Genomic DNA, 21,725 nt, shown 5'->3' on the forward strand with positions numbered 1-21,725 from the left:
GTTCGCTGTGCGTAATGGATGAGACACGCAAACCGACTCTCATCGCCTCGGTGCAACGCGCCCTGCATCTGATGGAGGCGGTGGCGTCGCATCCGAACGGCGCGCCCGCCAAGCAGCTCGCCCGGGAGGCGAAGCTGCCGCTCGCCACGACGTACCACCTGCTGCGCACCCTCGCCCACGAGGGCTATGCGACCCGGCTGCAGGACGGGGTCTGGGTGCTCGGCGAGCGGGTCGAGGCCCTGCACGGGCAGAGCAGGACCCAGCAGCTCCTCGCCCGCATCCGTCCCACGCTGGTCGCGCTGCGTGACGAGCTTGGCGTCGCCGCCTACTTCGGCATGCAGGTGGACGACGAGATCCGCCTCATCGACATCGCCGACGGCCCGCGCACCCCGCGCGTCGACCTGTGGGTCGGTTTCGAGGACGCCGCGCACGCCACCGCGATGGGCAAGTGCGTGCTGAGCCAGCTCGACGACGACCGGCGCCGCGACTACCTGTCCCGGCATCCGCTCCACGACCTGACCCCGCACACGATCACCGAGCCCGAACGGCTGATGCGCACGCTGCGGTCGGCCGGCGGGCTGCTGCTCGACCGGGAGGAGTACGCGCTCGGCACGGGCTGCGCCGCGGTCCCGGTGACGGACGCGGCCGGGAAAGTCCGCGGTGCGCTCGCCATCTCGTGCCGTCCCGGGAAGCTCCCCAAGATCGAACGGTCGGCGCACCGGATGCGTGAGACCGCCGACCGCATCCAGCGCACCCTGACCCTCGCGCGCTGAGCGACTTCTAGGAGAGGCGGCGGCGCGTCCAGTAGAAGCAGAGACCGGACAGTGCCGGCGCGACGACGGCGAACAGCCCGGTCTCGGCCCACTGGAGCGGCCAGAAGCGATCGGCGGGCCGGTAGACCACCTTCTGCTTGTAGCCGAGCCGGGCGATCTCGGCGAAGCACTTCTCGGGCGGTCCGCCAGAAGCCTTACGACCCGCCTGCGGTGGCGCGGGGGGGCATGGCCCCTCGACCAGGGAGCCGGGCAGCCTGGCCTCCTGGCCGGACGCGTCGGTTCACCTCCACCCGCATCTCCAGGGAGTCGCGGTCCATGGTCATCCGGTCGTTGTTCCTGGACGTGATCGTCACGGTCGCGGTCTCGGCCGGGATGATGTGGGGGCGGTGTGGTCATGAACAGCGCCTCGATGCTCTCGTCGTCCAGCCCGGCAAGCCGCGCCTTGGCCAGCCGGCGCTCCAGGTCCTTGCGCAGCGGCCCGTGCGCGGCGAGCGACCCGCCCGCCAGGGTCCGCGTCACGAACGTCCCGACGCCGGGCCGCGGCGCGACGAGCCCCTCGTGCTCCAGCTCCCGGTACGCCTTGAGGACGGTGTTCGGGTTGATGGCGAGCTGCGCCACCCACGTCCTTGACGGTGGGCAGCTGATCGCCGACCCGCAGCAGATCCAGCCGCAGCGCATGCCGCACCTGCCGTGTAGGTCTAGTGCCTGTCAACGCGGCGAGGCTCAGCGCGCCTTGCGGAAGGCGTCCCGCAGCCGGGGTCCGTTGACGATGAACGCGGTCGGAGCGAGGACGAGGGCGGCCGCGATCTGCATCGCGACGAACCACGGCGGGAGGGCGCCGGGGATCAGGTCGACGGCGACGATCGCGATCGGCACGACGACCGAGATGATGCGGACGCGGACAAAGGCCGGCCGCGATCCCCGTGCCGCGAGGCCGGTCAGCCAGTAGGTCACGGCGGCGCTCGCGAGCACGCCGCCCGTCCGGCCCCACATGAAGGAGGTCAGCTCGTTACCGGCGATCGAGAGGATGACGTCCACGATGAGGACGGCGACGGCGAGTGCCCCGTAGGCGGCGACGAACCTCTTCACCTTGGCGAAGGCTCGCCGGACGTACGGCTGGTCGATGTCGAGGGTCGTGGTGCGCGTGTCGGTTTCCATGGTCATCGACGCTAGGAAGCGCGTGGCCGATCCGGTATCGGCCTGGACGCACGGGTGGGTGGGGCTAGACCCACTCCTCGGCTGACCAGGGCGGCAGCGGGCTTCGCGCGGTGCAGAGTAGGGGCACCGAACGGAACGCGAGGGAAGAGACATGAGGCAGCTGGGTTCGTGGCTGGGGCACGCAGGCGTCGGGTTCGTGCGGGCGTGCGTCGTGGCCGGTGTCAGCATGCTGGTACCGGCCGTGTGGGCCGCCGCGGTGGCGCTGGGGATCTGGTGGGGCGCGACGAACCCGTGGTCATGGGTGGCGCCGCTCGTGCTGGTGTTCGTGGGCACGCTCGCACTGTCCCGCCCGGTCTGCCGCATCGTGCGCCACCTCGTCGCGAGGTGGACCGGCACCGTCATCCCCGCCGGCTATCAGGAGGCGGGGCCGGTGACGCGGATGTCCACCGGGTACTGGTGGAACGGCTACAGCTACGAGCGCACAAAGCACGATGCCCTGCTGGACCAGAAATGGCGGGTCCGGTGGCGCGACCCCGCCAACTGGCGCGACCTCCGGTTCACGGCGCTCGTGCCGTTCACCGCCGGTGTGGTCGCGTGCCTTCCGCCCGCCGGGGTGGCCGCGGCGGTCCTCGGGCTCGGCCACCCGGATCCGGCCGCGCGCGCCGCCGGGGCGCTCGGACTGGTCGTGGCCATCGCCACTGCCCCCTACGCCTGGCGGCCCGTCGAGCCGGTGGCCGTCCGCTTCCTGCGCGCGACGCCGGCGATGGAACTTGCGGACCGGGTGGACGAGCTGACGGCCCAGCGCGCGGACACGACGGTCGCGCAGGCCGCCGAGATCCGCCGGATCGAACGGGACCTGCACGACGGGGCGCAGGCACGCCTCGTCGCACTCGGGCTCTCCCTGGCGACCGCGGAGAAGCTGATGGAGACCGACCCCGACCAGGCCAAGGCGCTGCTCCGGGAGGCGCGGGCCGGCGCCGCCACATCGGTGACCGAACTCCGCGAACTGGTCAAGGGCATCAACCCGCCGGTCCTGAACGAGCGAGGACTCGTCGACGCCGTCCGGACCCTCGCTCTGGACAGCCCTCTCGAAACCACCGTCGCCGCGGACCTCCGGCCGCGCCTGGACCCGCCGATCGAGTCCGCCATGTACTTCGGCATCGCCGAGCTGCTGACCAACGCGATCAAGCACGCCCGGGCGACCCGCGCGCGGATCTCCATCGCCGAGGACGGCACCGCCATCGTCGTCCACGTCGAGGACGACGGCCGGGGCGGGGCCGGCGCGCGCCCCGGCGGCGGACTGGAGGGACTGCGCCGCCGCCTCGCCGTCTTCGACGGCACGCTGGAGATCACCAGCCCGCCGGGCGGCCCGACCCGCGCGACAATGGCGGTGCCATGCGAATCGTTGTAGCCGAAGACCTCTACCTCCTGCGCGACGGAATGGTCCGCCTCATCGAGGCGTACGGGCACCAGGTGGTCGCGACGGCGACCACCGGCCCCGAGACGGTCGACGCGCTGCTGAAATGGCGGCCGGACGTCTCCGTCGTCGACGTCCGGATGCCGCCGACCCAGTCGGACGAGGGCCTGCGGGCGGCTCTCGCCGCCCGCCGCGAAGTGCCTGGACTCCCGATCCTGATCCTCTCCCAGCATGTCGAGCAGCTGTACGCCCGTGAGCTCCTGGCCGACGGCAGCGGCGGCATCGGCTATTTCCTCAAGGAGAGCGTCTTCGAGGCCGACCAGTTCATCGACGCCCTGGAGCGCGTCGCCGCCGGCGGCACCGCCATGGACCCCGCCGTCATCGGCAAACTGCTGTCCAGCGGGTCCTCCAACCGGCGGCTCGAAGGGCTCACCGAACGCGAGCACTCCGTGCTCGGCCTCATGGCCGAAGGACTGTCCAACCAGGCCATCGGCCGGCGGCTCTACCTCAGCGAGAGTGCCATCAGCAAATACACGACGTCCATGTTCGGCAAACTCGGCATAACCGATGACGACGACGGCAACCGCCGCGTCCTCGCCGTCCTCACCTACCTGAACCAGACCTGATCCACTCGTCCAGTTCGGCGACGAAGAGCCGCGCGGGGTCAAAGCCCATTCCGCTGAAGTGGCTGGCGAGACAAGAATTCCGGGTGGGCAACTGAGCCTTGCCCACCCGGAATCGATTGGCCCGGAATTCGCCCGTCAGGGGTATTCCGGCCCGTGTAGAGGTCTCCGCGACGGTGGCGCGGAAAACCGTGTGCCCGCGCACTCCATGCGGTCACGACGTGAATTCATTCCACGTCGCCCGCGAGGTCGTGCGCCTGTTCTACCGAGGCCCGCCGGCCCGTGCGTCCGGCCGACCCGGGTCTGGTGCCCCGGGAGACCCTGCCGGCAGCCTCTCCGAGTTCGCGACGACCAGCATGACCAGTTCGAGGTCTTCCTCGTTCAGGTCGATGAGGCCGGCCTCCGAGAGGAAGAGCAGCCACAGCGGATCGATGAACTCGCCGTCCTGGCCCAGCCGGCGCGTGTATCCCGAGGTCTGCCCGTGAAGGGAACACAGCGTCCGATCCCCGAGAGACCGCAGCTCCGCGGGAGTGAACAGGCGGGCGCTCTTGAAGGCCCTGGACTCGAGACGAGGCGTCCCGTCGACCAGGGCCTGGTAGAGGTCCCACCAGTGTCCACGTTTCTTGAAGCTGTACTCGCGCTGGCAGTTGTTCGGCGTCCAGATCATCTCCGAGTTCAGCTTCTTCAGGTGACGGGCGCTGAAGCCCATCTCCTCCGAGAGCTCACCCTTGGCCGCAGGGGCGGACCCTCGGAACTCGTCGATGTGACCGGCGGGCCAGTAGATCCCGCCGGTCTGCTGGCTGACGCCGGCCCAGAGATTGCCTTCGTCGTCGAACGGCAGAATTGTGACGCACAACCCGTCGCACTTCTGCCATTCGCGGATGGTGGGTTTATTCATCCCCGACCAACTCCTGTCGTGGTTTTGTTTTCGATGCCTGTACGGCCTTGGGCCGCAGTGATGACCGTCCGGAACGGATGATCTTCGGCAACCCCCGAGAGTGGAGTGGTGGAAAATTCGAGTCGGGACCCCGAGTCGTACGGAAGAATTTCCCCTTTGTTTGCAAATTTCTAATGTGTCGGATTTGCGCGCGCCGTGAGGCACCAGGTTCCGCGGGGTGACACCCGCCCGCTCATCCCCGGCACGCCACACGAGACCCGAACCCGTGACGAAGTGGTGTGGGCCCTCTCCAGGTCGTCCGACGGCGTGTCCTCCGCCCACGAGCGGCTGAAGGCGGTCACTGGTCGATCAAGTCGTCCGTTTTGTGCCGGGAGCGTGATTCGGCGATGCTGGGGGAGTGTCAATGGAGACTCTGAACAGCGCTGCCGAACTGCGTGCGTTCCTGCGTGGTCTGCCGGGTGTGGATCAGGTGGGGGCCGAGGAGCGGGCGGTGCGGTTGGCGTCGCGGTCGATCAAGACGTCGGCGAAGGCGGCGGCGATCGATCTGGCGATTTCGATGGTGGATCTGACCACGTTGGAGGGTGCGGACACGGCGGGGAAGGTGCGGGCGTTGTGCGCCAAGGCCGCCCACCCCGACCCCTCCGATGCCTCGGTGCCGAAGGTGGCGGCGGTGTGTGTGTATCCCGACATGGTGGAGACGGCCGTCGGGGCGCTTGCCGGGTCGGGGGTCGGGGTCGCCAGTGTGGCGACGGCGTTTCCGTCGGGGCGGGCGCCGTTGGAGGCCAAGCTGGCCGACACCAAGGCTGCGGTGGCGGCGGGGGCGTCGGAGATCGACATGGTGATCGATCGGGGCGCGTTCCTGGCCGGTGACTACGGGACGGTGTTCGAGCAGATCGTGGCGGTGAAGGAGGCGTGTGGTTCCGCGCATCTGAAGGTGATTTTGGAGACGGGTGAGCTGGCCACGCTGGACCATGTGCGGCGTGCGTCGTGGTTGGCGATGCGGGCGGGCGCGGATTTCATCAAGACCTCGACCGGGAAGGTGTCGCCGGCGGCGACGCTTCCGGTGACGTTGGTGATGCTGGAGGCGGTGCGTGATTTCCGGGCGGCGACGGGACGGCAGGTGGGGGTGAAGCCGGCGGGGGGGATCCGCACCACCAAGGACGCGATCAAGTATCTGGTTTTGGTGAACGAGACGGCCGGGCCGGACTGGCTGTCGCCCGCCTGGTTCCGTCTGGGGGCGTCCAGTGTGTTGAACGATCTGCTGATGCAGCGCCGCAAGCTGGCCACCGGTGTGTATTCCGGTCCCGACTACTTCACCCTGGACTGAGGGATCATGGCAGTGTTCGAGTATGCGCCGGCCCCCGAATCCCGGTCGGTCGTCGACATCCGGCCCTCCTACGGGCTGTTCATCAACGGTGATTTCGTCGATGGGCACGGTGAGCCGTTCAAGTCGATCAACCCGGCCGATGAGAGCGTGCTGGCCGACATCGCGTGTGCCGACGCCTCGGATGTCGATCGTGCCGTGCAAGCGGCGCGGGCTGCGTTTGAGTCGGTGTGGGGGCCGATGCCCGGCGCCGAGCGCGCCAAGTATCTGTACCGGATCGCGCGGATCATCCAGGAGCGGTCGCGGGAGTTGGCCGTGTTGGAGTCGATCGACAACGGCAAACCGATCCGCGAGTCGCGGGATGTGGACGTGCCGTTGGTGGCGGCGTGGTTCTTCTACTACGCCGGGTGGGCCGACAAACTCTCCCACGCCGGGTTCGGGGCGAATCCGGCGCCGGTGGGGGTGGCGGGGCAGGTGATCCCGTGGAACTTCCCGCTGCTGATGCTGGCCTGGAAGATCGCCCCCGCCCTGGCCTGCGGCAACACCGTGGTGCTCAAACCGGCCGAGACCACCCCGCTTTCGGCGTTGCTGTTCGCCGATATCTGCCGCCAGGCGGAGTTGCCGCCCGGGGTGGTCAACATCATCACCGGCGCCGGTGACACCGGCGCCGCGCTGGTCGCCCATGACGGGATCGACAAGGTCGCCTTCACCGGCTCCACCGACGTCGGCCGCCAGATCGCCCGCACCCTCGCCGGCACCAACAAACGCCTCACCCTCGAACTCGGCGGCAAGGCCGCCAACATCGTCTACGAAGACGCGGCCCTGGATCAGGCGGTCGAGGGGATCGTCAACGGGATCTTCTTCAACCAGGGGCACGTGTGCTGCGCCGGGTCGCGGCTGCTGGTCCAGGAATCGGTCGCAGGCCAGGTCCTGGACCGGCTCAAAGCCCGGATGGCGACGTTGCGGGTCGGTGACCCCCTGGACAAGAACACCGACATCGGCGCGATCAACTCCGCCGAACAACTCACCAAGATCAAAGAGTTGACGGCCGCCGGTGAACACGAGGGCGCGGACCGGTGGTCGCCGCCGTGCGAACTGCCGGCGCAGGGGTTCTGGTTCGCGCCCACGATCTTCACCGGGGTGGCGCAGTCGCATCGGATCGCGGGCGAGGAGATCTTCGGGCCGGTGTTGTCGGTGTTGACGTTCCGCACCCCCGAGGAGGCCGTCACCAAGGCCAACAACACCCCGTACGGGTTGTCGGCGGGGATCTGGACCGAGAAGGGCTCGCAGATCCTGTGGACCGCGCAACGGCTGCGGGCCGGGGTGGTGTGGGCCAACACCTTCAACAAGTTCGACCCGGCCTCCCCGTTCGGCGGCTACAAGGAATCGGGGTTCGGCCGCGAGGGCGGACGCCACGGACTGGAGGCATACCTCAATGCCTGAACGAACTGACCGACTCTCTGAGCGGCTGGCCGTCCGCAAAACCTACAAGCTGTACATCGGCGGCGCGTTCCCGCGTTCGGAGTCAGGCAGGTCCTACCCCGTGACCGACACCAAAGGCCGGTTCCTGGCCAACGCCGCCCAAGCCTCCCGCAAAGACGCCCGCGACGCCGCGGTCGCCGCCCGCAAAGCCTTCCCCGGCTGGTCGGCCCGCACCCCCTACAACCGCGCCCAAATCCTCTACCGCATCGCCGAAATGCTCGAGGGCCGCCGCGACCAGTTCACCGGCGAACTCCGCCACACCGGCGCCACCAAACCCCAGGCCGCCGCCGAGGTGGACGCCGCCATCGACCGGTGGGTCTGGTACGCCGGATGGGCCGACAAACTCACCGCCGTCACCGGCGCCGCCAACCCCGTCGCCGGACCCTACTTCAACTTCTCCACCCCCGAACCCACCGGCGTCGTCGCCGTCATCGCCCCCGACTCACCCCTCCTCGGCCTGGTCTCGGTCCTGGCCCCCGTCATCGTCACCGGCAACACCACCATCCTCATCGCCTCCCAACCCAACCCCCTCCCCGCCATCACCCTCGCCGAAGTCCTGGCCACCTCCGACCTCCCAGCCGGCGTGGTCAACATCCTCACCGGCCACCGCACCGAACTCGCCCCCCCACTGGCCTCCCACATGGACATCAACGCCCTCGACCTCACCGGCATCCCCCACGACCAGACCCACGACCTGCAAGACCAAGCCGCCGACAACCTCAAACGCCTCCACCACCCCACCGAAACCGACTGGACCACCCAACCCACAACCACCCGCATGACCGCCTTCCTGGAAACCAAGACCGTCTGGCACCCGGTGGGCGTCTGATCTGGGCTGACGCTGCGTGTGTAGAGGGTCACGAAGTGTGGAATAGATCTCCCCGTAACTGATCATCACTGGGGGGAGATCAGTGCCTACCAAGACCACATCGCGTACGACGTCGAGCCGAGGGACGGCCGGTCGTGCGAAGAGCACATCAGCGACCAAGTCCGGTACCGCGAAGAAGCCGGCGGCGAAGCGGACCTCGGCGGCGAAGTCGTCGACGCGGTCCACGACGTCCCGCTCGACCGTGACGAAGAGCAGCACGGCGAAGCGGTCGACGTCGGCCGCCCGGACCACCTCGTCGGCGGCCGCGGCGACCCGCGTCACGAAGGCCGCGAGCCAGGCCAAGACCGCCGCGACGCAGATGAAGTCGGTGGCGACCAAGGCGTCCACGTCGGCCAAGGCCATGACGGCGATGACCAAGGCGATGACCAGCGCGACCAAGGCGATGTCCGACGCCGCGAAGGCGATGGACGCGGCGGCGAAGGTCATCACCACGACGGCCAAGTCCACGTCGGCCAAGAGCACGACGGCGAGGAAGAGCCCGTCGTCGGCCAAGAGCACGGCGCGCAAGCCGTCGGCCGCGTCGAGCCGTTCGCGGTCGACGACGTCGGCCCGGACGACCGCGGCCAAGGCGTCCACGACGCGCAAGACCAAGACGGGGAGCACGGCGAAGAAGGCGAGCACGCCCAAGTCGAAGACGACCGCGGCCCGCAAGTCGACGTCGTCGCGGACGACGGCGAGCACCCGGTCCGGCGCGGCGAAGGGGGCGGCCAGAACGAAGACCGCCGCCAAGTCCGGGAACGCGACCCGCAAGACGCCCGCCCGGCAGGGCACGAAGACAGCGGCCGCGCCCACGCCGCCCGTCGTCGAGCCGAAGACGAACTCGCTCCAGCATTCGACGCGGACGGACGGCGGGTTCCTCAGCGGGCTCACGAACGCCGGCCGCGAGCGCTGAAAGCCGATGGACGAGAAGGACATCCTGGCCCGCATCAGCGAGTACGTGGGCGAGGAGCAGCGGCTCCGCGAGCGGTACCAGCGGGACGAGCTCGGTCGCGAGGAGGAGCACCAGCGGCTGGAGCGGCTGGAGGTCGCGCTGGACCAGTGCTGGGACCTGCTGCGCCGGCGCAGGGCCCGGCTGGAGGCCGGTGAGGACCCGGACGACGGCACCGGCGTCCGTCCGCCCGACGAGGTCGAAGGCTACCTGCAATGACGCGTGCGCCCCTGCGGTTCGGTGTGTCGCTGGCCGCGGACTCGTCCGCACCGCTGATCCGCGCCGCACAGGACGCGGACCGGTTCGGGCTCGATCTCCTCGGCGTCCGCGACCAGCCGTACCGGCGCGACACGGTCGACGCGCTCACGCTGATGGCGTCCGTGCTGGCCGGCACGTCCCGGATCCGAGTGCTGCCGGCGGTGGCGTGCCTGCCGCTGCGCCCGCCCGCCGCGCTCGCGAAGGCGATCGCGACGATGGACCGGCTCAGCGGCGGCCGCGTCGAGCTCGGCCTCGGCTCGGGAATGTCGCCGGACGGTATCGAGATCTACGGCGGCCCGCGGCACGGGGGTGCGGCGGCCCGCCGCGCCCTGGAGGAGGCGGTGCAGATCATCCGGCTGCACTGGAGCGACCAGAACGGGCTGCGGTTCAAGGGCGAGCACTACCGGTTCGCGGCGTCGCAGGCCGGTCCGGCGCCGGTGCACCAGATCGGCATCTGGCTCGGCGTCACCGGGCCGCGCGGGCTCGACCTGGCCGGGCGGGTCGCCGACGGCTGGATCGCGCCGTCGTCCCTCGTCCCGCCGAAGCGGCTCGTGGACGGTCAGCGCCGCCTCGACGAGGCGGCACTGCGGGCGGGCCGGGAACCGGCCGAGATCCGCCGCGTCTACGTCCTCGAAGGGGCGGTCGACGAGGGCGACTCGCGGGGTTTCCTGCACGGCCCGCCGCGCCAGTGGGTCTACGAGCTGACCGAGCTGGCCGTCGGCCACGGCGTCGACTCGTTCCTGTTCGCCGGCGGTCTCGAACAGCTGCCGGTGTTCGCCCTGGAGGTCGTCCCCGCCGTCCGCGAACAGGTCGCCCGCGAACGGGCTGCGTCTCCCCAGAGGAGCGACCCCCTGGAACCCTCGTTGCAAACCGGCCGGTCCTCGCGCAGTGTTCCCCAGGGGTAGCGATCCCCCTGGGACCCCCCGTGATGAGCCGGTCGATCCTCACGCCACGGTTCCGGTGTGTTGCGACCGTGCGGGCTGTGGCGTGTCGCTGCGGTCGACCGGCTCGGCGGGCAGGCGCGTTCCGCTCGCTGTGCTCGCTCCACGCGCCTGCCCGTAGGTCTGGGTCTTACATGCGTTCCGGGGTCGGGACGCCGAGGAGGCCGAGGCCGGTGACCAGGGTGTGCAGCGTGGCCGCGCACAGGGCCAGGCGGGACGCCTTCGTCGCCTCGTCCGGGGCCTTGAGCACCGGGCAGTTCTCGTAGAACGTCGTGTACGCGTCCGCGACCGAGTAGATGTAGCTCGCCAGCCGGTGCGGTTCGGCGGTGTCGCCGGCCTGCTTCAGGACGGCGCCGAACCCGAGCAGTTCCAGCGCCAGCGTGCGTTCGGCCGGGTGGCCGAGGACTATCGGGCCGGTCGCGTCCTCCGGCGCCAGGCTGCCCTTCCGGAAGATCGACCGGATCCGCGCCGTCGCGTACTGCAGGTACGGGCCGGTCTTGCCGTTGAACGAGATCATCCGGTCGAAGTCGAAGACGTACTCGCTGTCGCGCGCCACCGACAGGTCGGCGTACTTCACCGCGCCGATGCCGACCGCCTGGACGATCTCCGCCCGGGTCGCGTCGTCGAACGGCTCGTCGTGCTGGATCTCGTCGAACACCGCGCCGGCCCGCTCGACGGCCTCGTCCAGCAGTTCGGAGAGCTTGACGGTGCCGCCGGCCCGGGTCCGCAGGATCTTGCCGTCGGTGCCGAGGACGTTGCCGATCTGGGCGTGCTCGGCCCGTACCTCGTCGCTGAGCCAGCCCGCCATCCGCGCGACGGCGAACACCATCTGGAAGTGCAACGACTGCGGCGCGCCCACCACGTAGATCATCCGGTCGACGTGCTCGGTGTCGACCCGGTACCGGATCGTCGCGAGGTCGGTGGTGGAGTAGTTGTAACCGCCGTCGCTCTTCCGGATGATCACCGGGAGGGGCTCGCCCTCGCGGCCGGTGAACCCGGGCGGGAACGCGCACAGCGCCCCGTCGCTGATCACCGCGATGCCCTTGTCCTCAAGCTCCTGGACGGTCGGGGCGAGCAGGTCGTTGTAGAAGCTCTCGCCCCTGATGTCGTCGTCGGTGAGGGTGACGCCGAGCTGCCCGTAGGCGGTGTTGAAGTACTGCTTGGACACGTCCACGAGGACGTTCCAGAGCCGCAGCGTCTCAGGCTCGCCCGCCTGGAGGGCGACGACCCGGCTGCGGGACCGGTCGGCGAACTCCCCGTCGCCTTCGAACTTCTCCCGTGCCGCCTGGTAGAACGCGGTCAGGTCGCTGACGGACGAGTCGCCCCGCGCGGCGGCGTCCTCACCGAGGTCGAGCAGGTGCTCGATCAGCATGCCGAACGGGGTGCCCCAGTCGCCGACATGGTTGTCCCGGACGACGTCGTGGCCGAGGAACGCCAGGATCCGCGCGATCGCGTCCCCGACGATCGTGGTCCGCAGGTGACCGACGTGCATCTCCTTCGCCACGTTCGGCGAGGAGTACTCGACGACGATCTTCTGCGGCTCGCCGGCCGTGGGGACGGCGAGCCGCTCGTCCTCCAGGGCCCGCTGCGCCTCGCCGGCGATCCACGCGTCGCTGAGCGTCAGGTTGATGAAGCCCGGCCCGCTGACCTCGACGTCCGACACCACGCCGGCGGTGTCGAGGTTGCGCACGATCTCGTCGGCCACCTCTCGCGGCTTGCGGCCCAGCTTCTTGGCCAGCGGCAGCGCCACGTTGGCCTGAAGGTCGGCGAACTGCGACGGCCGGATGACCGGGTCGGCGTCCGCGTACGACGGTCCGAAGGCGGCGCTGAGCGCGGCCTGGACCCGGGCGGCGAGTACGAGTTGCGGATCGGGCATGTTCCAAGGTTATCGGCGACGCGCCCGCGCCCTGACCCGGTTTTCCGGACGGTCACGGCGCGGCGGGCGGCTCTTGGGGATCGGGGACGGTGTTCGCGGCGGGGGAGGGGAGCTCCGGGACCTCCTCGGCGGGCCGGTCCGGCCGGTCGGCCCGGTCCGGCCGCTCCGAGTCGCGTTCGCCGTGCGTCCAGCGGCCGAAGCGGGACGTGCGGGTCGCGGCGACCTGCTCGCGGATCCGCTCGACGATCCGCCCGGCGGCCAGCCGGTGCGCCAGGTCGCACGCCGAGGTGATGGCGCGGGCGTGGGAGGCGCCGTGCGCGATGACGACCGTCCCGTTCAGGCCGAGCAGCACGCCGCCGCCATAGGTGTCGGGGTCGAGGCGGTCGCGCAGGTCCTGGAGGCGGCGGCGCTGGAGCAGCGCGCCCATCCGGGCGGCCGGGCTGGACGTCATCGCGTCGCGGATCTCGGCGAAGGCGGTGCCGATCGTCCCTTCCATGGTCTTGAGCGCGACGTTGCCGGTGAACCCGTCCGCGACGATGACGTCCACACGGCCGCCGAGCAGGTCGTGGCCCTCCACGTTCCCGGCGAACTCGATGCCGTGGCTGCCGCCCGCGAGCAGCTCGTGGGCCCGCTTGGTGAGCTTGTTCCCCTTGCCCGGCTCGGCGCCGATGTTGAGCAGCCCCACGGACGGGCGGTCCAGCCCCAGCAGGATCTGCGCGTACGCGGTGCCGAGCGCGGCGAACTGGACGAGCGTCTCCGGCTTGACGTCCGAGGTGGCGCCCGAGTCCAGCAGGATCGTCGGCCGCGGACGCGTCGGCAGCGTCACCGCGATCGCCGGCCGCATCACGCCCTGCTGGCCCTTCAGCCGCAGCCGCGACGTCGCCACCACCCCGGCGGTGCTGCCCGCCGACACCAGCGCCGACGCCCGGCCCTGCTTGATCAGGTGGCAGGCGATCGCGATGGACGAGCGGGGCTTGCGCCAGCTGGCGAGCGCGCCCTCGCCCATGTCGAGGGCCTCCTCGGCGTGCACGATCGGGATCTTGCCGACGGCGCCGTGCCGGTCCAGCTCCCGCCGGATCCGAGGCGCCTGCCCGACCAGCACCACCCGGACCCCGTGCTCGCGGACCGCGTCGACCGCGCCCTCGATGATCTCCGCAGGGGCGTGGTCGCCGCCCATCGTGTCGACGGCGATCGGCAGCGGGCGCACCGGCGCCGGCCGGCGCGGCATCGCAGGGCGAGGCACCGCGGGGCGAGGCGTCGCGGCGCGCGACGGCTCGCCGGTGCCGGTCATGGCCGCTCCAGGAGGGTGGACGGAAACGCGGTGCGCCGCAAGAACGCAGCTCATCGCATCGTATGGCGTTCTTCCACCCGTCTTGACGGTGCCCGGCCGGAGTGGCGATCGTCACGCCGTCCCGGTCAGCCCTCCTTCTTCACGCAGTCGGCTCCCAGGCACGGCGCGTTCTCCACGACCGGCCGGCCGTCCACGAGGATCGTGTAGTTGTTCTTGCGAGTCGCCTGCTCACCGCTGCCGATGACCTCGACCGGCTTCTTGTCCGAGGTCGTGCCGGTGCAGGACACGCGCATCTTCCTCGGTGTCCAGCCGGGCAGGTCCTCGCACTTCAGCGCCGACGTCAGCGTCACGCCGCGCTTGTGCAGCTCGGCGGTGGCGGTCACGGGCAGCGCCTTGCGCAGCGCGGCCTGTGTCTTGTAGGTCAACTCCTCGTGGCCCGACAGCAGCAGGTACGCGCCGCCGGCCACCGCGGCGACCACGAGGAGCGCGGCGGAACCCAGGATCAGAGCCATGGTGCGGCTCATCTTGAGGCGCGGCACCTTCACACGGGCGAGGTTCACGCGGGCCGTCTTCACGCGGGCCATGTTCACGCGAGGTATCTTCACAATGGCTACGTCACCGACGGTACGCGGGCGTATGCACCGGGTGGTGGGTTTTTCCGTTCCGTATGCGGATTCTTGCCCGGCTTCCCTGCCCCGCGCCCGGGCCGGTCCTGCCGGCTCAGCGGTTCTGCTGGTCGCAGCCGAGGCCGAGGCAGTCCTTGCGCAGCACCTCGCGCCCGCCCACGGTGACGACGTAGGACTCCCGTGGATCGGCCGTGTCGGCGTTGAGCGCGACGCCCTCCACTTTGACCGGTTCGCCGGTCATGGTGCGGGCCGTGCAGCCGACGCGCACCACGGAGTCGCTCTCACGTCCCGGCGACTCGCACGTGGGACGGGCCTCCAGCTCGATCCCCCGCGCCTTCAGCTCGTCCACGACGCCGTCGGCGACGGCGTTGCGGTACGCCCCGTCCGAGATCCTCTGCATGACCTTGCAGCCGGACATGGTCACCGCGAGCAGGACGGCCAGCAGCACGGCCGGAACGCGTCTCATGAGGCGATCTCCGCCCGGCGCAGGCCGGCGACCGCGTCGGCCACCACGTCGGGACGGTCGAGCGGCACCATGTGCAGGGCGTCCGGCAGCTCGATCCGGCTTCCCCGCGGGCTCATCCGCGCGAGGTGCTCGTGGTCCTCGGACCATTCGCGCTTCTTGTCCGGTTTCTCCACGTCCCCCAGTGCGGTGACCACGGTCAGCGGGACGGGCGGGAACGGGCGCCGCTCGCGCAGCCGCGCCAGGTCGGCGGCCTCCTCCCGGTAGGCCAGCTCCTCCGCGATGACCGCGCCGATCACCGTGCCGCGCCCGTACACCGACCGCACGACGTCCTCCGGGACGGCCTCGTCGCGCCGGCTGGTGTGCTTGAGGACCAGCCGCCGCCCGAGCGGCCCGGCGGCCTTCGACAGCCGCGTCGCGCCGAGGAACGCGCCCGTCGCCGTGGCGAGCGGGGTCAGTGCGGCGGCGAGCCGCACCCTCACCTGCGGGTCGCGCTCGTAGCTCGGATCGACCAGCACCATGCCCCGGACGAGTTCCGGCCGCAGCCTGGCCAGCGCCTCGGCGTGGAACGCCGCCATCGAGTGGGCGAGGACGATCACCGGCCGGCCGGCGCGCTCCGCCAGCGCCTCCATGATCGCGGTGTCGCGGCGCAGCGACGGCGGTGCGACCGCCGCCGGGCTGAGGCCGAGGCCGGGGCGGTCGAACACGGTGACCCGGTACTCGTCGCGCAGCAGTGCCACCGCCGGGGTCCAGTCGAACCAGGCGCCGCCCAGCCCGGAGCTCAGCAGCAGCGGTGGTGCGTCCAGCGGCCCCGAATCGACCACGTGCACCTGCTCGCGGCCCACGTTCACGATCTCGCCCGCACCGTTCACAGACATGCCCCCTCCCGCGCCGCCGACGTTTCCCGTGCGTCCCGTGTCGCGTCCCGCCGGTCGGAGTACAGCGCCCACGCGATCGTCAGCAGCCCCAGGCACAGGACGGTGATCTGCACGCGCTGCACGATCCCGAGCCACTGTCCCAGGTACATCGCCCCCAGGGTGCTCAGTGCGAACACGGTCTCGGCGAGCGCGAGCAGCCAGCCCCAGCGGGCGAGCGCCGGCCACCAGCCGTACCGGCGGGCGGCGAGGGACAGCAAGAGCAGCGCGGCCACCCCGCAGACGATCACGGCGCTGCTGGTCACCGAGTGGAACTCGTGCGAGAACGACACGTTCTCGGATCGCTCCCGCAGCGCGCACCAGGTCTCCAGGCTCGGCGCGCAGTCCAGCGGGAAGGACGCGTCGCCGATGGCGCACACGCCGAAGAGCCCGAGGAACGCCCACCCGGCCGTGGCCAGAGGCTTGCGCGTGAGCCTGCGGAGCGTCGCGACCGACACCAGGATCGACAGCACGCCGGTGATGAAGTCGCCGCCGCTGTAGACGAGGTGGAACGGCTGGTCGACGGCCGAGAGTTCGCTCACATAGCCGTTGAGGAAGTCCAGCTTCGGGCTGAGCACGTTCTCCAGGAAGAACGTGCTGTAGCTGATCGCCGCCACCAGCGCGAGGACGATCACGCGCATGGGTACGACGCCCGGCCCTTCCCGCACGTCAGAGTCCACCCGGCCCCCCTCCCGCCCGCACGATCGTGCGCCGATCGGTCCTGCCCGCCCAGCCCAGTATTTCCGAAGATCCCGCCGGTCGGTGACCTGGGGCGGCGTTTGACGAGTATCCGCTGGCCGAGGCCTTGCCGCAGGGTGATGGAGAAGTTGACGTGTCGTAGTCGTTGTACAAGCGGCGGGACGTCCAGCATGATGACGAGGCGATATGTCGGGATAGTCCGCCGTGACCTGCCGTTGCCCTTGACCGGTATGGGGTATTAATTCGGCATTAACCCGTCCCAAACGGTTGAATGGGGGTGTCTCAAGCAGAACTGATCACGGTCCGTGACGACGCACCGGGGGTGCGATCCCGCCGGCTGTGCGTTTCCCCGCTGACAGCAAGGAGTACCAACACGTGACACTGGTGAACGACGCGGCTCCCGCAGTGCGATCCACAGGTCGCAAGTTCCGCGCCTTCACGGCGAAGCACCTTGACGAGCTCACAGCTCGTGCGGGGCTGTCGCCCGCCCAGCGCCTCGCGACCCGGGCCGTGGCGACGGTCCTTCCGTTCCGGACGAACGCCTACGTGATCGACGAACTGATCGACTGGTCGGCCGCGCCCGACGATCCGATCTACCGGCTGGTCTTCCCGCAGGAGGACATGCTCCCGGCCGAGGACGTCGCGCACCTGTCGGACCTGCTGCGCCGCGAGGCCCCGAAGGCCGAGATCGAGGCCGCCGCCCGGGTGGTCCGGATGCGGCTGAACCCGCACCCCGCCGGCCAGATGGAGCTGAACATCCCGAGCTTCGGGGACGGCAAGATCCCGGGGATGCAGCACAAGTACGACGAGACCGTCCTGTACTTCCCCAAGCAGGGACAGACCTGCCACGCGTACTGCACGTACTGCTTCCGCTGGGCCCAGTTCGTCGGCGAGGCGGACCTGAAGATGGCCGGCGACGAGCCCACCGCGCTGCGCGACTACCTCGTCTCCCATCCCGAGGTGACCAGCGTCCTGTTCACCGGCGGCGACGCCATGATCATGGGCGAGCCGGTGCTGCGCCGCTACATCGAGCCGCTGCTCGACCTGGAGCAGCTCGAATCCATCCGGATCGGGACCAAGTCGCTCGCCTACTGGCCGCAGAAGTTCGTCACCGATCCCGACGCCGACGACATGCTCCGGCTGTTCGAGCAGGTCGTGGAGTCGGGCAAGAACCTCGCGTTCATGGCGCACTTCACGCACCCGCGCGAGCTGGAGCCCCTCATGGTCACCGAGGCCTGCCGCCGCATCCGCGACACCGGGGCGATCATCCGCACCCAGGCCCCGCTCATCCGGATGATCAACGACGACGCCGCCACGTGGGAGAGCATGTGGCGCACCCAGACGCGGATGGGACTCGTCCCGTACTACATGTTCATCGAGCGCGACACGGGACCGCAGGATTACTTCGCCGTCCCGCTCGCCCGTGCGTACGAGATCTTCCGGGACGCCTACAAGAACGTCTCCGGGCTCTCCCGCACCGTCCGGGGACCGTCCATGTCGGCGACCCCGGGCAAGGTCTGCGTGGACGGCGTCCTCGACCTGATGGGCCAGAAGGTGTTCGCGCTGCACTTCATCCAGTGCCGTGACGCCGACCTGGTAGGCAAGCCCTTCTTCGCCCAGTACGACCCCGACGCGGTCTGGCTGGACGACCTGAAGCCCGCCTTCGCCGACCGCTTCCCCTGGCAGAAGTAACCGCCGTGATGGCGTGTTCGCCCGGCCCAGGGCGAACACGCCATCTGGGTACGTACCCGGACCCAAGTGAGTAGGAGCGCTCAGGCGGCGCTCACCGTCGCGCGGCGACGATGAGCGCATGCCCTCTCGCTACTTCTCCTTCGCCGCGCGCGGACCGGCAGGCCGGGTGCGACTCGTCGTGGCCGCCCTGTACACCGCCACCGTCATCGCGACGAGCCTGATGGTCCTCGCCGTCGTGCTGTTCGCGGACGACCCCGGCTTCATCGGCATCTGGCTCATCCTGGTCACGTCGCCGCTCTCGATGGTGGCCCTGTACCTCATCGACTTACTCGGACACCCTCCGGAGCCCTTCGACGGCATCCTGTTCTTCGCCGCGACGATCGGGGCCGGGCTGCTGCAGGCCTGGCTGCTGTGGCCCCCGCGCCTGAAGGTCAGCGGAGGTGGCGGGTGAGGAACAGGCACGCGACCAGGGCGGCGGCGCCGCACAGGGCCATGACGTGGCCGGGCGCCATGATCTCGCCCAGGGCGCCCGCCGCGCCGATGCCGGCCGCCTGGCCGGTCATCAGGCCGCTGCCGTACAGACCGATCGCCTGCCCGCGGATCTCCTCGGGCACCGCGTCCACGAGGCGGCGCTGAACGGCCAGTTCGTAGCCCAGCCCGAACGTCCCGGCCGCCATCAGCGCGCACGCCGGGAGCAGGCCCGGCCCGAACACGAACAGCAGGAGCGGGGCGCCGGTCAGTGCGGCCAGCGGCAGCGTGAGACGTTCCCGCAGGTCCGGGCGGACCCAGCGGCCTACCACGAGATTCCCCCCGAACATCCCCGCCGCGGCGGCGGACAGCAGCAGCCCGGCCGCGTCCGGATCGCCCAGGTGCCCCGCGTACGGGACGGCGATCCCCTCCGCCCCAACCGACAGGGAGATCGGCAGCCAGCCCGCCAGGAGCGCCCCGCGCGTGCCGCGGCCGCCCAGCAGGCGGCGGTTGGTCCGCCACGTCTCGGCCGCCATCCCCGCGGACGTCGGCCGGGACGGCGCGGGGGCGTCCGGGAGCCGGAACCGTGCCAGGACCGTGGCCAGCGCCGCGCCGGCCGCCGCGAGCCAGAGCGTCCCGGCCGGGGTGAGCACCGACAGCAGCAGCCCGCCGCCTGGCCGGCGATCTGGGCGCCCGCGCTGGTCATCGTGAACAGCGACCGGCCGAGCACGTAGCCGTCCCCCGGCAGCAGGGCGGGCAGGCGGGCCTGGATGGTCGCCCCGCCGACCGGCGCGAACAGCCCCACGACGACGAGCAGCGCCATGACCAGCGGCAGCGGCAGGCCGCCCAGGGCGAGGACGGCCGTGACCGCCAGGCGCAGCAGGTGGTAGCCGGTGAGCAGCCGCCGCGCCGGGACGCGGTCGGCGAGCGAGAGCAGCAGGGCGCCGCCGATCACGTACGGGAGCATCCCGGCGGCGAAGACGAGCGCCGCGGCGACGGGCGAGCCCGTCCGCTCGAACGTCTGGACCGACAGCGCGATCGTGCGGATCGAGTCGGCGGCCACTTGCAGCGTCTGGAGGGAGAACAGCGTCCGGAACTCGGGGACGCCGAACACGTCGCGGTACCGGGCGGTCGCCGTCGGGGGAGCGGTCATGACGGTGACTCTGCGATCGCGGCCCCCGTCCGGGACAATGTTTCGGGGAGGAGCGAAACATGTACCGCATCGAGGTGGGCCCGGGCGACCTCGCGGCCAGCCGGTTCGGGATCGCGCCCCTGATCGAGGTGCACAGCGCGCTCGGCCTGCTCGCCGGCCGGATGCCGATCGGTCCGCTGGGGCCGTGGGTGGAGCGGGCCCGCCCGGCGTACCGGCGGGTCGCCGGGGAACCGGCCGTCCGGGCGCTGGCCTTCCTGCGCCGCCCGCACGGGTACATGGCCGACTTCGTCGTCCCGCCGCCCGCCCGGCCGAACCTCACGGTCGCCGAGCAGCTGGCGACGGTGCGCGCGACACCGCTCGACCAGGCACGCCGGGAGATCGCCCGGAACCTGGAGGGGCTGCCGGAGCCGGACGCCGTCGTCCGGGACGTGCTGGACGCCCCCGACATGGTCGAACGGCTCGCCACCGGACTGGAGACCGCCTGGCGCGCCCTGCTGGAACCCGACTGGGCGGTGCTGCGGTCGATCCTGGAACGCGACATCGTCCATCGCGCCGGACGGCTGGCCGCCTACGGCTGGGCGGAGGCACTGGACGGCCTGTCCCGCCAGGTGCGCTGGCGGGACGGCGTGATCGAGGCGGACATCCGTGCCGATGCCACCTTCCGGCTCGGCGGGGCCGGGCTGACGTTCGTGCCGGTCGTCTTCTCCGAGCTCGGCGCCGCGCTCGACCAGGACTGGCCGTACACGCTCATGTACCGGGCCAGGGGAGTGGCCGCGCTCTGGGAGAGCCGCCCTCCCCGCGGCTCCGACGCGCTCGCGAAGCTGGTGGGACGCACCCGCGCCGACCTGCTGCGCCTGCTCGCCGATCCCGCCACGACCACCTGGCTGAGCGCGCGGCTGCGGATGAGCGTCGGCGGGATCGGTGACCACCTCGCCGTGCTGCGCGCGTCCGGGCTCGTGATGAGGGAGCGCAGCGGCCGGTCCGTCCTCTACCGGCGGACGGCCGTCGGCGACGTCCTCGTGGGGGACGACTGAGGCCGCCCCGGGGGTTCCGGGACGGCCTCGGTGCGGGGGCTCAGGAGCGCTTGTGGCGGGTGCGCGGCAGCAGCGCCGCCGCGGCCACCAGCCACAGGAGGCCGCCGAACCGGATGACCGGGATCAGCGGCGCGAACCCGTCGGCGAGCAGGGTCAGCGTGGACAGCATCCCGGCGACGGCCAGGCCCAGCCCGATCCAGGCGAGCGGGCGCGGCAGCAGCCGGGCGAGCAGGCCGGTCACGGAGATGCCGGCGACGAGCATCGCGAAGCCCGCGCCGTAGGCGGGGCCGCCGGCCAGGAACGACAGGTCGGCGAGCGCGCGGGCGAGCGCCGGGCTCGCGTCGTCCGGCAGCCGGCCGCCCGTCCAGGCGAGCATCGCGCTCAGCGTCAGCGCGCTTGAGGCCAGCAGCCCGCCGGCCAGGGTGATCGCCGAGCCCGGCGCCGTGACGCCGAGGGCGCGCAGCCGCCGGTAGAGGACGGCCGCCAGCAGCGCCAGCGGGATCGCCGAGGCCAGCAGCAGCCAGGAGCCCGCCTTGATCGCGGTGCCGTGCTCCTGCGCGTACCGCAGCACCTCGGCGCCCGTGGCGTCCGGATGCGGGGTGGACCGGTTGGCGATCACGTAACCGATGGTCAGAGCGGTGAAGGACAGGACCGGGGCGAGCAGCGGCGGTCCGGACTGCGGCCGGCGGCCCGCGGTCGCGGGACGGTCCGGGACGGAAGCGGTGGTCATGACATCTCCTTCGGTCGCGTTCAGCGAGGTGCTATACGAACGATAATGATTACAAATCAGAACGATTGTCAAGGCGCTATCATGTACA

At 70.9% G+C, this 21,725-nt stretch carries 25 protein-coding genes; 13 read left to right on the forward strand and 12 right to left on the reverse strand.

All coding sequences use genetic code 11. The features are described from left to right. Positions 1-14 precede the first annotated feature (14 nt). Complete coding sequence (locus tag ACQPZP_RS07235; protein ID WP_433476858.1) at positions 15-773, forward strand: IclR family transcriptional regulator; 759 nt, start codon at positions 15-17, stop codon at positions 771-773. Positions 774-780: 7 nt separating this feature from the next. Here the strand turns inward: ACQPZP_RS07235 and ACQPZP_RS07240 are convergent, their stop codons facing one another. Further along, a complete protein-coding gene (locus ACQPZP_RS07240) occupies positions 781-903 on the reverse strand; it encodes a hypothetical protein (RefSeq protein WP_433476859.1) in 123 nt (40 codons plus the stop codon). 185 nt (positions 904-1,088) lie between these two features. Here ACQPZP_RS07240 and ACQPZP_RS07245 point away from each other — a divergent pair, with 185 nt between their 5' ends. After that, entirely contained in the window at positions 1,089-1,403 is a 315-nt protein-coding gene (locus tag ACQPZP_RS07245) for a hypothetical protein (protein ID WP_433476860.1), read from the forward strand. A 93-nt stretch (positions 1,404-1,496) separates the two neighbouring features. On the opposite strand, the gene ACQPZP_RS07250 is transcribed toward ACQPZP_RS07245, so the two are convergent. Then, positions 1,497-1,931, reverse strand: coding sequence for a hypothetical protein (locus ACQPZP_RS07250; protein WP_433476861.1), 435 nt, complete (start codon positions 1,929-1,931; stop codon positions 1,497-1,499). A 151-nt stretch (positions 1,932-2,082) separates the two neighbouring features. On the opposite strand from ACQPZP_RS07250, the gene ACQPZP_RS07255 reads away from it, so the two are divergent. Both ACQPZP_RS07255 and ACQPZP_RS07260 read left to right on the forward strand, forming a co-directional pair. After that, positions 2,083-3,342: a sensor histidine kinase gene (locus ACQPZP_RS07255; protein WP_433476862.1), complete on the forward strand. Its 1,260-nt coding sequence runs from the start codon at positions 2,083-2,085 to the stop codon at positions 3,340-3,342. Then, a complete protein-coding gene (locus ACQPZP_RS07260; protein WP_433476863.1) occupies positions 3,327-3,974 on the forward strand; it encodes a response regulator transcription factor in 648 nt (215 codons plus the stop codon). Before ACQPZP_RS07255 ends, ACQPZP_RS07260 begins: the two co-directional genes overlap by 16 nt. A gap of 259 nt (positions 3,975-4,233) precedes the next feature. On the opposite strand, the gene ACQPZP_RS07265 is transcribed toward ACQPZP_RS07260, so the two are convergent. Continuing rightward, complete coding sequence (locus ACQPZP_RS07265) at positions 4,234-4,869, reverse strand: NUDIX domain-containing protein (protein ID WP_433476864.1); 636 nt, start codon at positions 4,867-4,869, stop codon at positions 4,234-4,236. 403 nt (positions 4,870-5,272) lie between these two features. On the opposite strand from ACQPZP_RS07265, the gene deoC reads away from it, so the two are divergent. From deoC to ACQPZP_RS07295, 6 genes are all read left to right on the forward strand, one after another. After that, positions 5,273-6,196: a deoxyribose-phosphate aldolase gene (gene deoC / locus ACQPZP_RS07270; protein ID WP_433476865.1), complete on the forward strand. Its 924-nt coding sequence runs from the start codon at positions 5,273-5,275 to the stop codon at positions 6,194-6,196. 6 nt (positions 6,197-6,202) lie between these two features. Beyond that, complete coding sequence (locus tag ACQPZP_RS07275; RefSeq protein ID WP_433476866.1) at positions 6,203-7,636, forward strand: aldehyde dehydrogenase family protein; 1,434 nt, start codon at positions 6,203-6,205, stop codon at positions 7,634-7,636. Beyond that, positions 7,629-8,504 (forward strand): aldehyde dehydrogenase family protein, encoded by an 876-nt coding sequence (locus ACQPZP_RS07280; protein ID WP_433476867.1) that lies wholly within the window; start codon positions 7,629-7,631, stop codon positions 8,502-8,504. The genes ACQPZP_RS07275 and ACQPZP_RS07280 overlap by 8 nt, the downstream gene beginning before the upstream one ends. A 241-nt stretch (positions 8,505-8,745) precedes the next feature. Then, positions 8,746-9,456 carry a hypothetical protein gene (locus ACQPZP_RS07285; protein WP_433476868.1) on the forward strand — a complete coding sequence of 237 codons (711 nt, stop codon included), beginning with the start codon at positions 8,746-8,748 and terminating at the stop codon, positions 9,454-9,456. 6 nt (positions 9,457-9,462) lie between these two features. Further along, positions 9,463-9,711: a DUF2630 family protein gene (locus ACQPZP_RS07290; protein WP_433466853.1), complete on the forward strand. Its 249-nt coding sequence runs from the start codon at positions 9,463-9,465 to the stop codon at positions 9,709-9,711. Further along, positions 9,708-10,655, forward strand: a complete 948-nt coding sequence (locus tag ACQPZP_RS07295) for an LLM class flavin-dependent oxidoreductase (RefSeq protein ID WP_433476869.1) — start codon at positions 9,708-9,710, stop codon at positions 10,653-10,655. Before ACQPZP_RS07290 ends, ACQPZP_RS07295 begins: the two co-directional genes overlap by 4 nt. A gap of 166 nt (positions 10,656-10,821) precedes the next feature. Here ACQPZP_RS07295 and argS read toward each other — a convergent pair whose 3' ends face one another. The 6 genes from argS to ACQPZP_RS07325 form a co-directional block, all read right to left on the reverse strand. After that, on the reverse strand, positions 10,822-12,567 hold the full coding sequence (gene argS, locus ACQPZP_RS07300) for an arginine--tRNA ligase (protein ID WP_433476870.1): 1,746 nt from the start codon (positions 12,565-12,567) through the stop codon (positions 10,822-10,824). A gap of 52 nt (positions 12,568-12,619) precedes the next feature. Further along, a complete protein-coding gene (gene plsX / locus ACQPZP_RS07305; protein ID WP_433479562.1) occupies positions 12,620-13,795 on the reverse strand; it encodes a phosphate acyltransferase PlsX in 1,176 nt (391 codons plus the stop codon). Between the two features lie 188 nt (positions 13,796-13,983). Further along, entirely contained in the window at positions 13,984-14,442 is a 459-nt protein-coding gene (locus ACQPZP_RS07310; RefSeq protein WP_433479563.1) for a hypothetical protein, read from the reverse strand. A gap of 136 nt (positions 14,443-14,578) precedes the next feature. After that, positions 14,579-14,950: a hypothetical protein gene (locus tag ACQPZP_RS07315; RefSeq protein ID WP_433476871.1), complete on the reverse strand. Its 372-nt coding sequence runs from the start codon at positions 14,948-14,950 to the stop codon at positions 14,579-14,581. After that, complete coding sequence (locus tag ACQPZP_RS07320; RefSeq protein WP_433476872.1) at positions 14,947-15,825, reverse strand: alpha/beta fold hydrolase; 879 nt, start codon at positions 15,823-15,825, stop codon at positions 14,947-14,949. The genes ACQPZP_RS07315 and ACQPZP_RS07320 overlap by 4 nt, the downstream gene beginning before the upstream one ends. Continuing rightward, positions 15,816-16,541 (reverse strand): DUF998 domain-containing protein, encoded by a 726-nt coding sequence (locus tag ACQPZP_RS07325; RefSeq protein ID WP_433476873.1) that lies wholly within the window; start codon positions 16,539-16,541, stop codon positions 15,816-15,818. Before ACQPZP_RS07325 ends, ACQPZP_RS07320 begins: the two co-directional genes overlap by 10 nt. Positions 16,542-16,935: 394 nt before the next feature. Here ACQPZP_RS07325 and ACQPZP_RS07330 point away from each other — a divergent pair, with 394 nt between their 5' ends. Together ACQPZP_RS07330 and ACQPZP_RS07335 are read left to right on the forward strand one after the other, a co-directional pair. Beyond that, positions 16,936-18,252 carry a KamA family radical SAM protein gene (locus tag ACQPZP_RS07330; RefSeq protein WP_433476874.1) on the forward strand — a complete coding sequence of 439 codons (1,317 nt, stop codon included), beginning with the start codon at positions 16,936-16,938 and terminating at the stop codon, positions 18,250-18,252. Between the two features lie 118 nt (positions 18,253-18,370). Further along, on the forward strand, positions 18,371-18,703 hold the full coding sequence (locus ACQPZP_RS07335) for an SCO4225 family membrane protein (protein ID WP_433476875.1): 333 nt from the start codon (positions 18,371-18,373) through the stop codon (positions 18,701-18,703). Here ACQPZP_RS07335 and ACQPZP_RS07340 read toward each other — a convergent pair. Together ACQPZP_RS07340 and ACQPZP_RS07345 are read right to left on the reverse strand one after the other, a co-directional pair. Continuing rightward, positions 18,684-19,145 carry an MFS transporter gene (locus tag ACQPZP_RS07340; protein ID WP_433479564.1) on the reverse strand — a complete coding sequence of 154 codons (462 nt, stop codon included), beginning with the start codon at positions 19,143-19,145 and terminating at the stop codon, positions 18,684-18,686. The genes ACQPZP_RS07335 and ACQPZP_RS07340 overlap by 20 nt on opposite strands. Next, the gene (locus tag ACQPZP_RS07345; protein WP_433479785.1) at positions 19,046-19,873 is read right to left on the reverse strand and encodes a hypothetical protein; all 828 of its coding nucleotides are present in this window, start codon (positions 19,871-19,873) and stop codon (positions 19,046-19,048) included. The genes ACQPZP_RS07340 and ACQPZP_RS07345 overlap by 100 nt, the downstream gene beginning before the upstream one ends. A gap of 59 nt (positions 19,874-19,932) precedes the next feature. Between ACQPZP_RS07345 and ACQPZP_RS07350 the strand changes: the two genes are divergently transcribed. Further along, the gene (locus ACQPZP_RS07350; RefSeq protein ID WP_433476876.1) at positions 19,933-20,907 is read left to right on the forward strand and encodes an ArsR/SmtB family transcription factor; all 975 of its coding nucleotides are present in this window, start codon (positions 19,933-19,935) and stop codon (positions 20,905-20,907) included. A gap of 40 nt (positions 20,908-20,947) precedes the next feature. Here the strand turns inward: ACQPZP_RS07350 and ACQPZP_RS07355 are convergent, their stop codons facing one another. Further along, entirely contained in the window at positions 20,948-21,637 is a 690-nt protein-coding gene (locus ACQPZP_RS07355; protein WP_433476877.1) for a hypothetical protein, read from the reverse strand. Positions 21,638-21,725: the final 88 nt, after the last annotated feature.

It is taken from the genome of Spirillospora sp. CA-142024, from assembly GCF_050942325.1.
Lineage (GTDB): Bacteria > Actinomycetota > Actinomycetes > Streptosporangiales > Streptosporangiaceae > Spirillospora.

Bases quoted from the DNA above. Each gene is read 5' to 3' on its own strand.
- ACQPZP_RS07245 (WP_433476860.1), top strand. From the start codon at position 1,089: ATGGTCATCCGGTCGTTGTTCCTGGACGTGATCGTCACGGTCGCGGTC.
- ACQPZP_RS07345 (WP_433479785.1), bottom strand. From the start codon at position 19,873: ATGACCGCTCCCCCGACGGCGACCGCCCGGTACCGCGACGTGTTCGGC.
- ACQPZP_RS07355 (WP_433476877.1), bottom strand. From the start codon at position 21,637: ATGACCACCGCTTCCGTCCCGGACCGTCCCGCGACCGCGGGCCGCCGG.
- ACQPZP_RS07350 (WP_433476876.1), top strand. From the start codon at position 19,933: ATGTACCGCATCGAGGTGGGCCCGGGCGACCTCGCGGCCAGCCGGTTC.
- ACQPZP_RS07310 (WP_433479563.1), bottom strand. From the start codon at position 14,442: ATGGCCCGCGTGAAGACGGCCCGCGTGAACCTCGCCCGTGTGAAGGTG.
- ACQPZP_RS07335 (WP_433476875.1), top strand. From the start codon at position 18,371: ATGCCCTCTCGCTACTTCTCCTTCGCCGCGCGCGGACCGGCAGGCCGG.
- deoC (WP_433476865.1), top strand. From the start codon at position 5,273: ATGGAGACTCTGAACAGCGCTGCCGAACTGCGTGCGTTCCTGCGTGGT.
- ACQPZP_RS07250 (WP_433476861.1), bottom strand. From the start codon at position 1,931: ATGGAAACCGACACGCGCACCACGACCCTCGACATCGACCAGCCGTAC.
- ACQPZP_RS07315 (WP_433476871.1), bottom strand. From the start codon at position 14,950: ATGAGACGCGTTCCGGCCGTGCTGCTGGCCGTCCTGCTCGCGGTGACC.
- ACQPZP_RS07275 (WP_433476866.1), top strand. From the start codon at position 6,203: ATGGCAGTGTTCGAGTATGCGCCGGCCCCCGAATCCCGGTCGGTCGTC.
- plsX (WP_433479562.1), bottom strand. From the start codon at position 13,795: ATGCCGCGCCGGCCGGCGCCGGTGCGCCCGCTGCCGATCGCCGTCGAC.
- ACQPZP_RS07235 (WP_433476858.1), top strand. From the start codon at position 15: ATGGATGAGACACGCAAACCGACTCTCATCGCCTCGGTGCAACGCGCC.
- ACQPZP_RS07255 (WP_433476862.1), top strand. From the start codon at position 2,083: ATGAGGCAGCTGGGTTCGTGGCTGGGGCACGCAGGCGTCGGGTTCGTG.
- ACQPZP_RS07280 (WP_433476867.1), top strand. From the start codon at position 7,629: ATGCCTGAACGAACTGACCGACTCTCTGAGCGGCTGGCCGTCCGCAAA.
- argS (WP_433476870.1), bottom strand. From the start codon at position 12,567: ATGCCCGATCCGCAACTCGTACTCGCCGCCCGGGTCCAGGCCGCGCTC.
- ACQPZP_RS07290 (WP_433466853.1), top strand. From the start codon at position 9,463: ATGGACGAGAAGGACATCCTGGCCCGCATCAGCGAGTACGTGGGCGAG.
- ACQPZP_RS07260 (WP_433476863.1), top strand. From the start codon at position 3,327: ATGCGAATCGTTGTAGCCGAAGACCTCTACCTCCTGCGCGACGGAATG.
- ACQPZP_RS07265 (WP_433476864.1), bottom strand. From the start codon at position 4,869: ATGAATAAACCCACCATCCGCGAATGGCAGAAGTGCGACGGGTTGTGC.
- ACQPZP_RS07295 (WP_433476869.1), top strand. From the start codon at position 9,708: ATGACGCGTGCGCCCCTGCGGTTCGGTGTGTCGCTGGCCGCGGACTCG.
- ACQPZP_RS07320 (WP_433476872.1), bottom strand. From the start codon at position 15,825: ATGTCTGTGAACGGTGCGGGCGAGATCGTGAACGTGGGCCGCGAGCAG.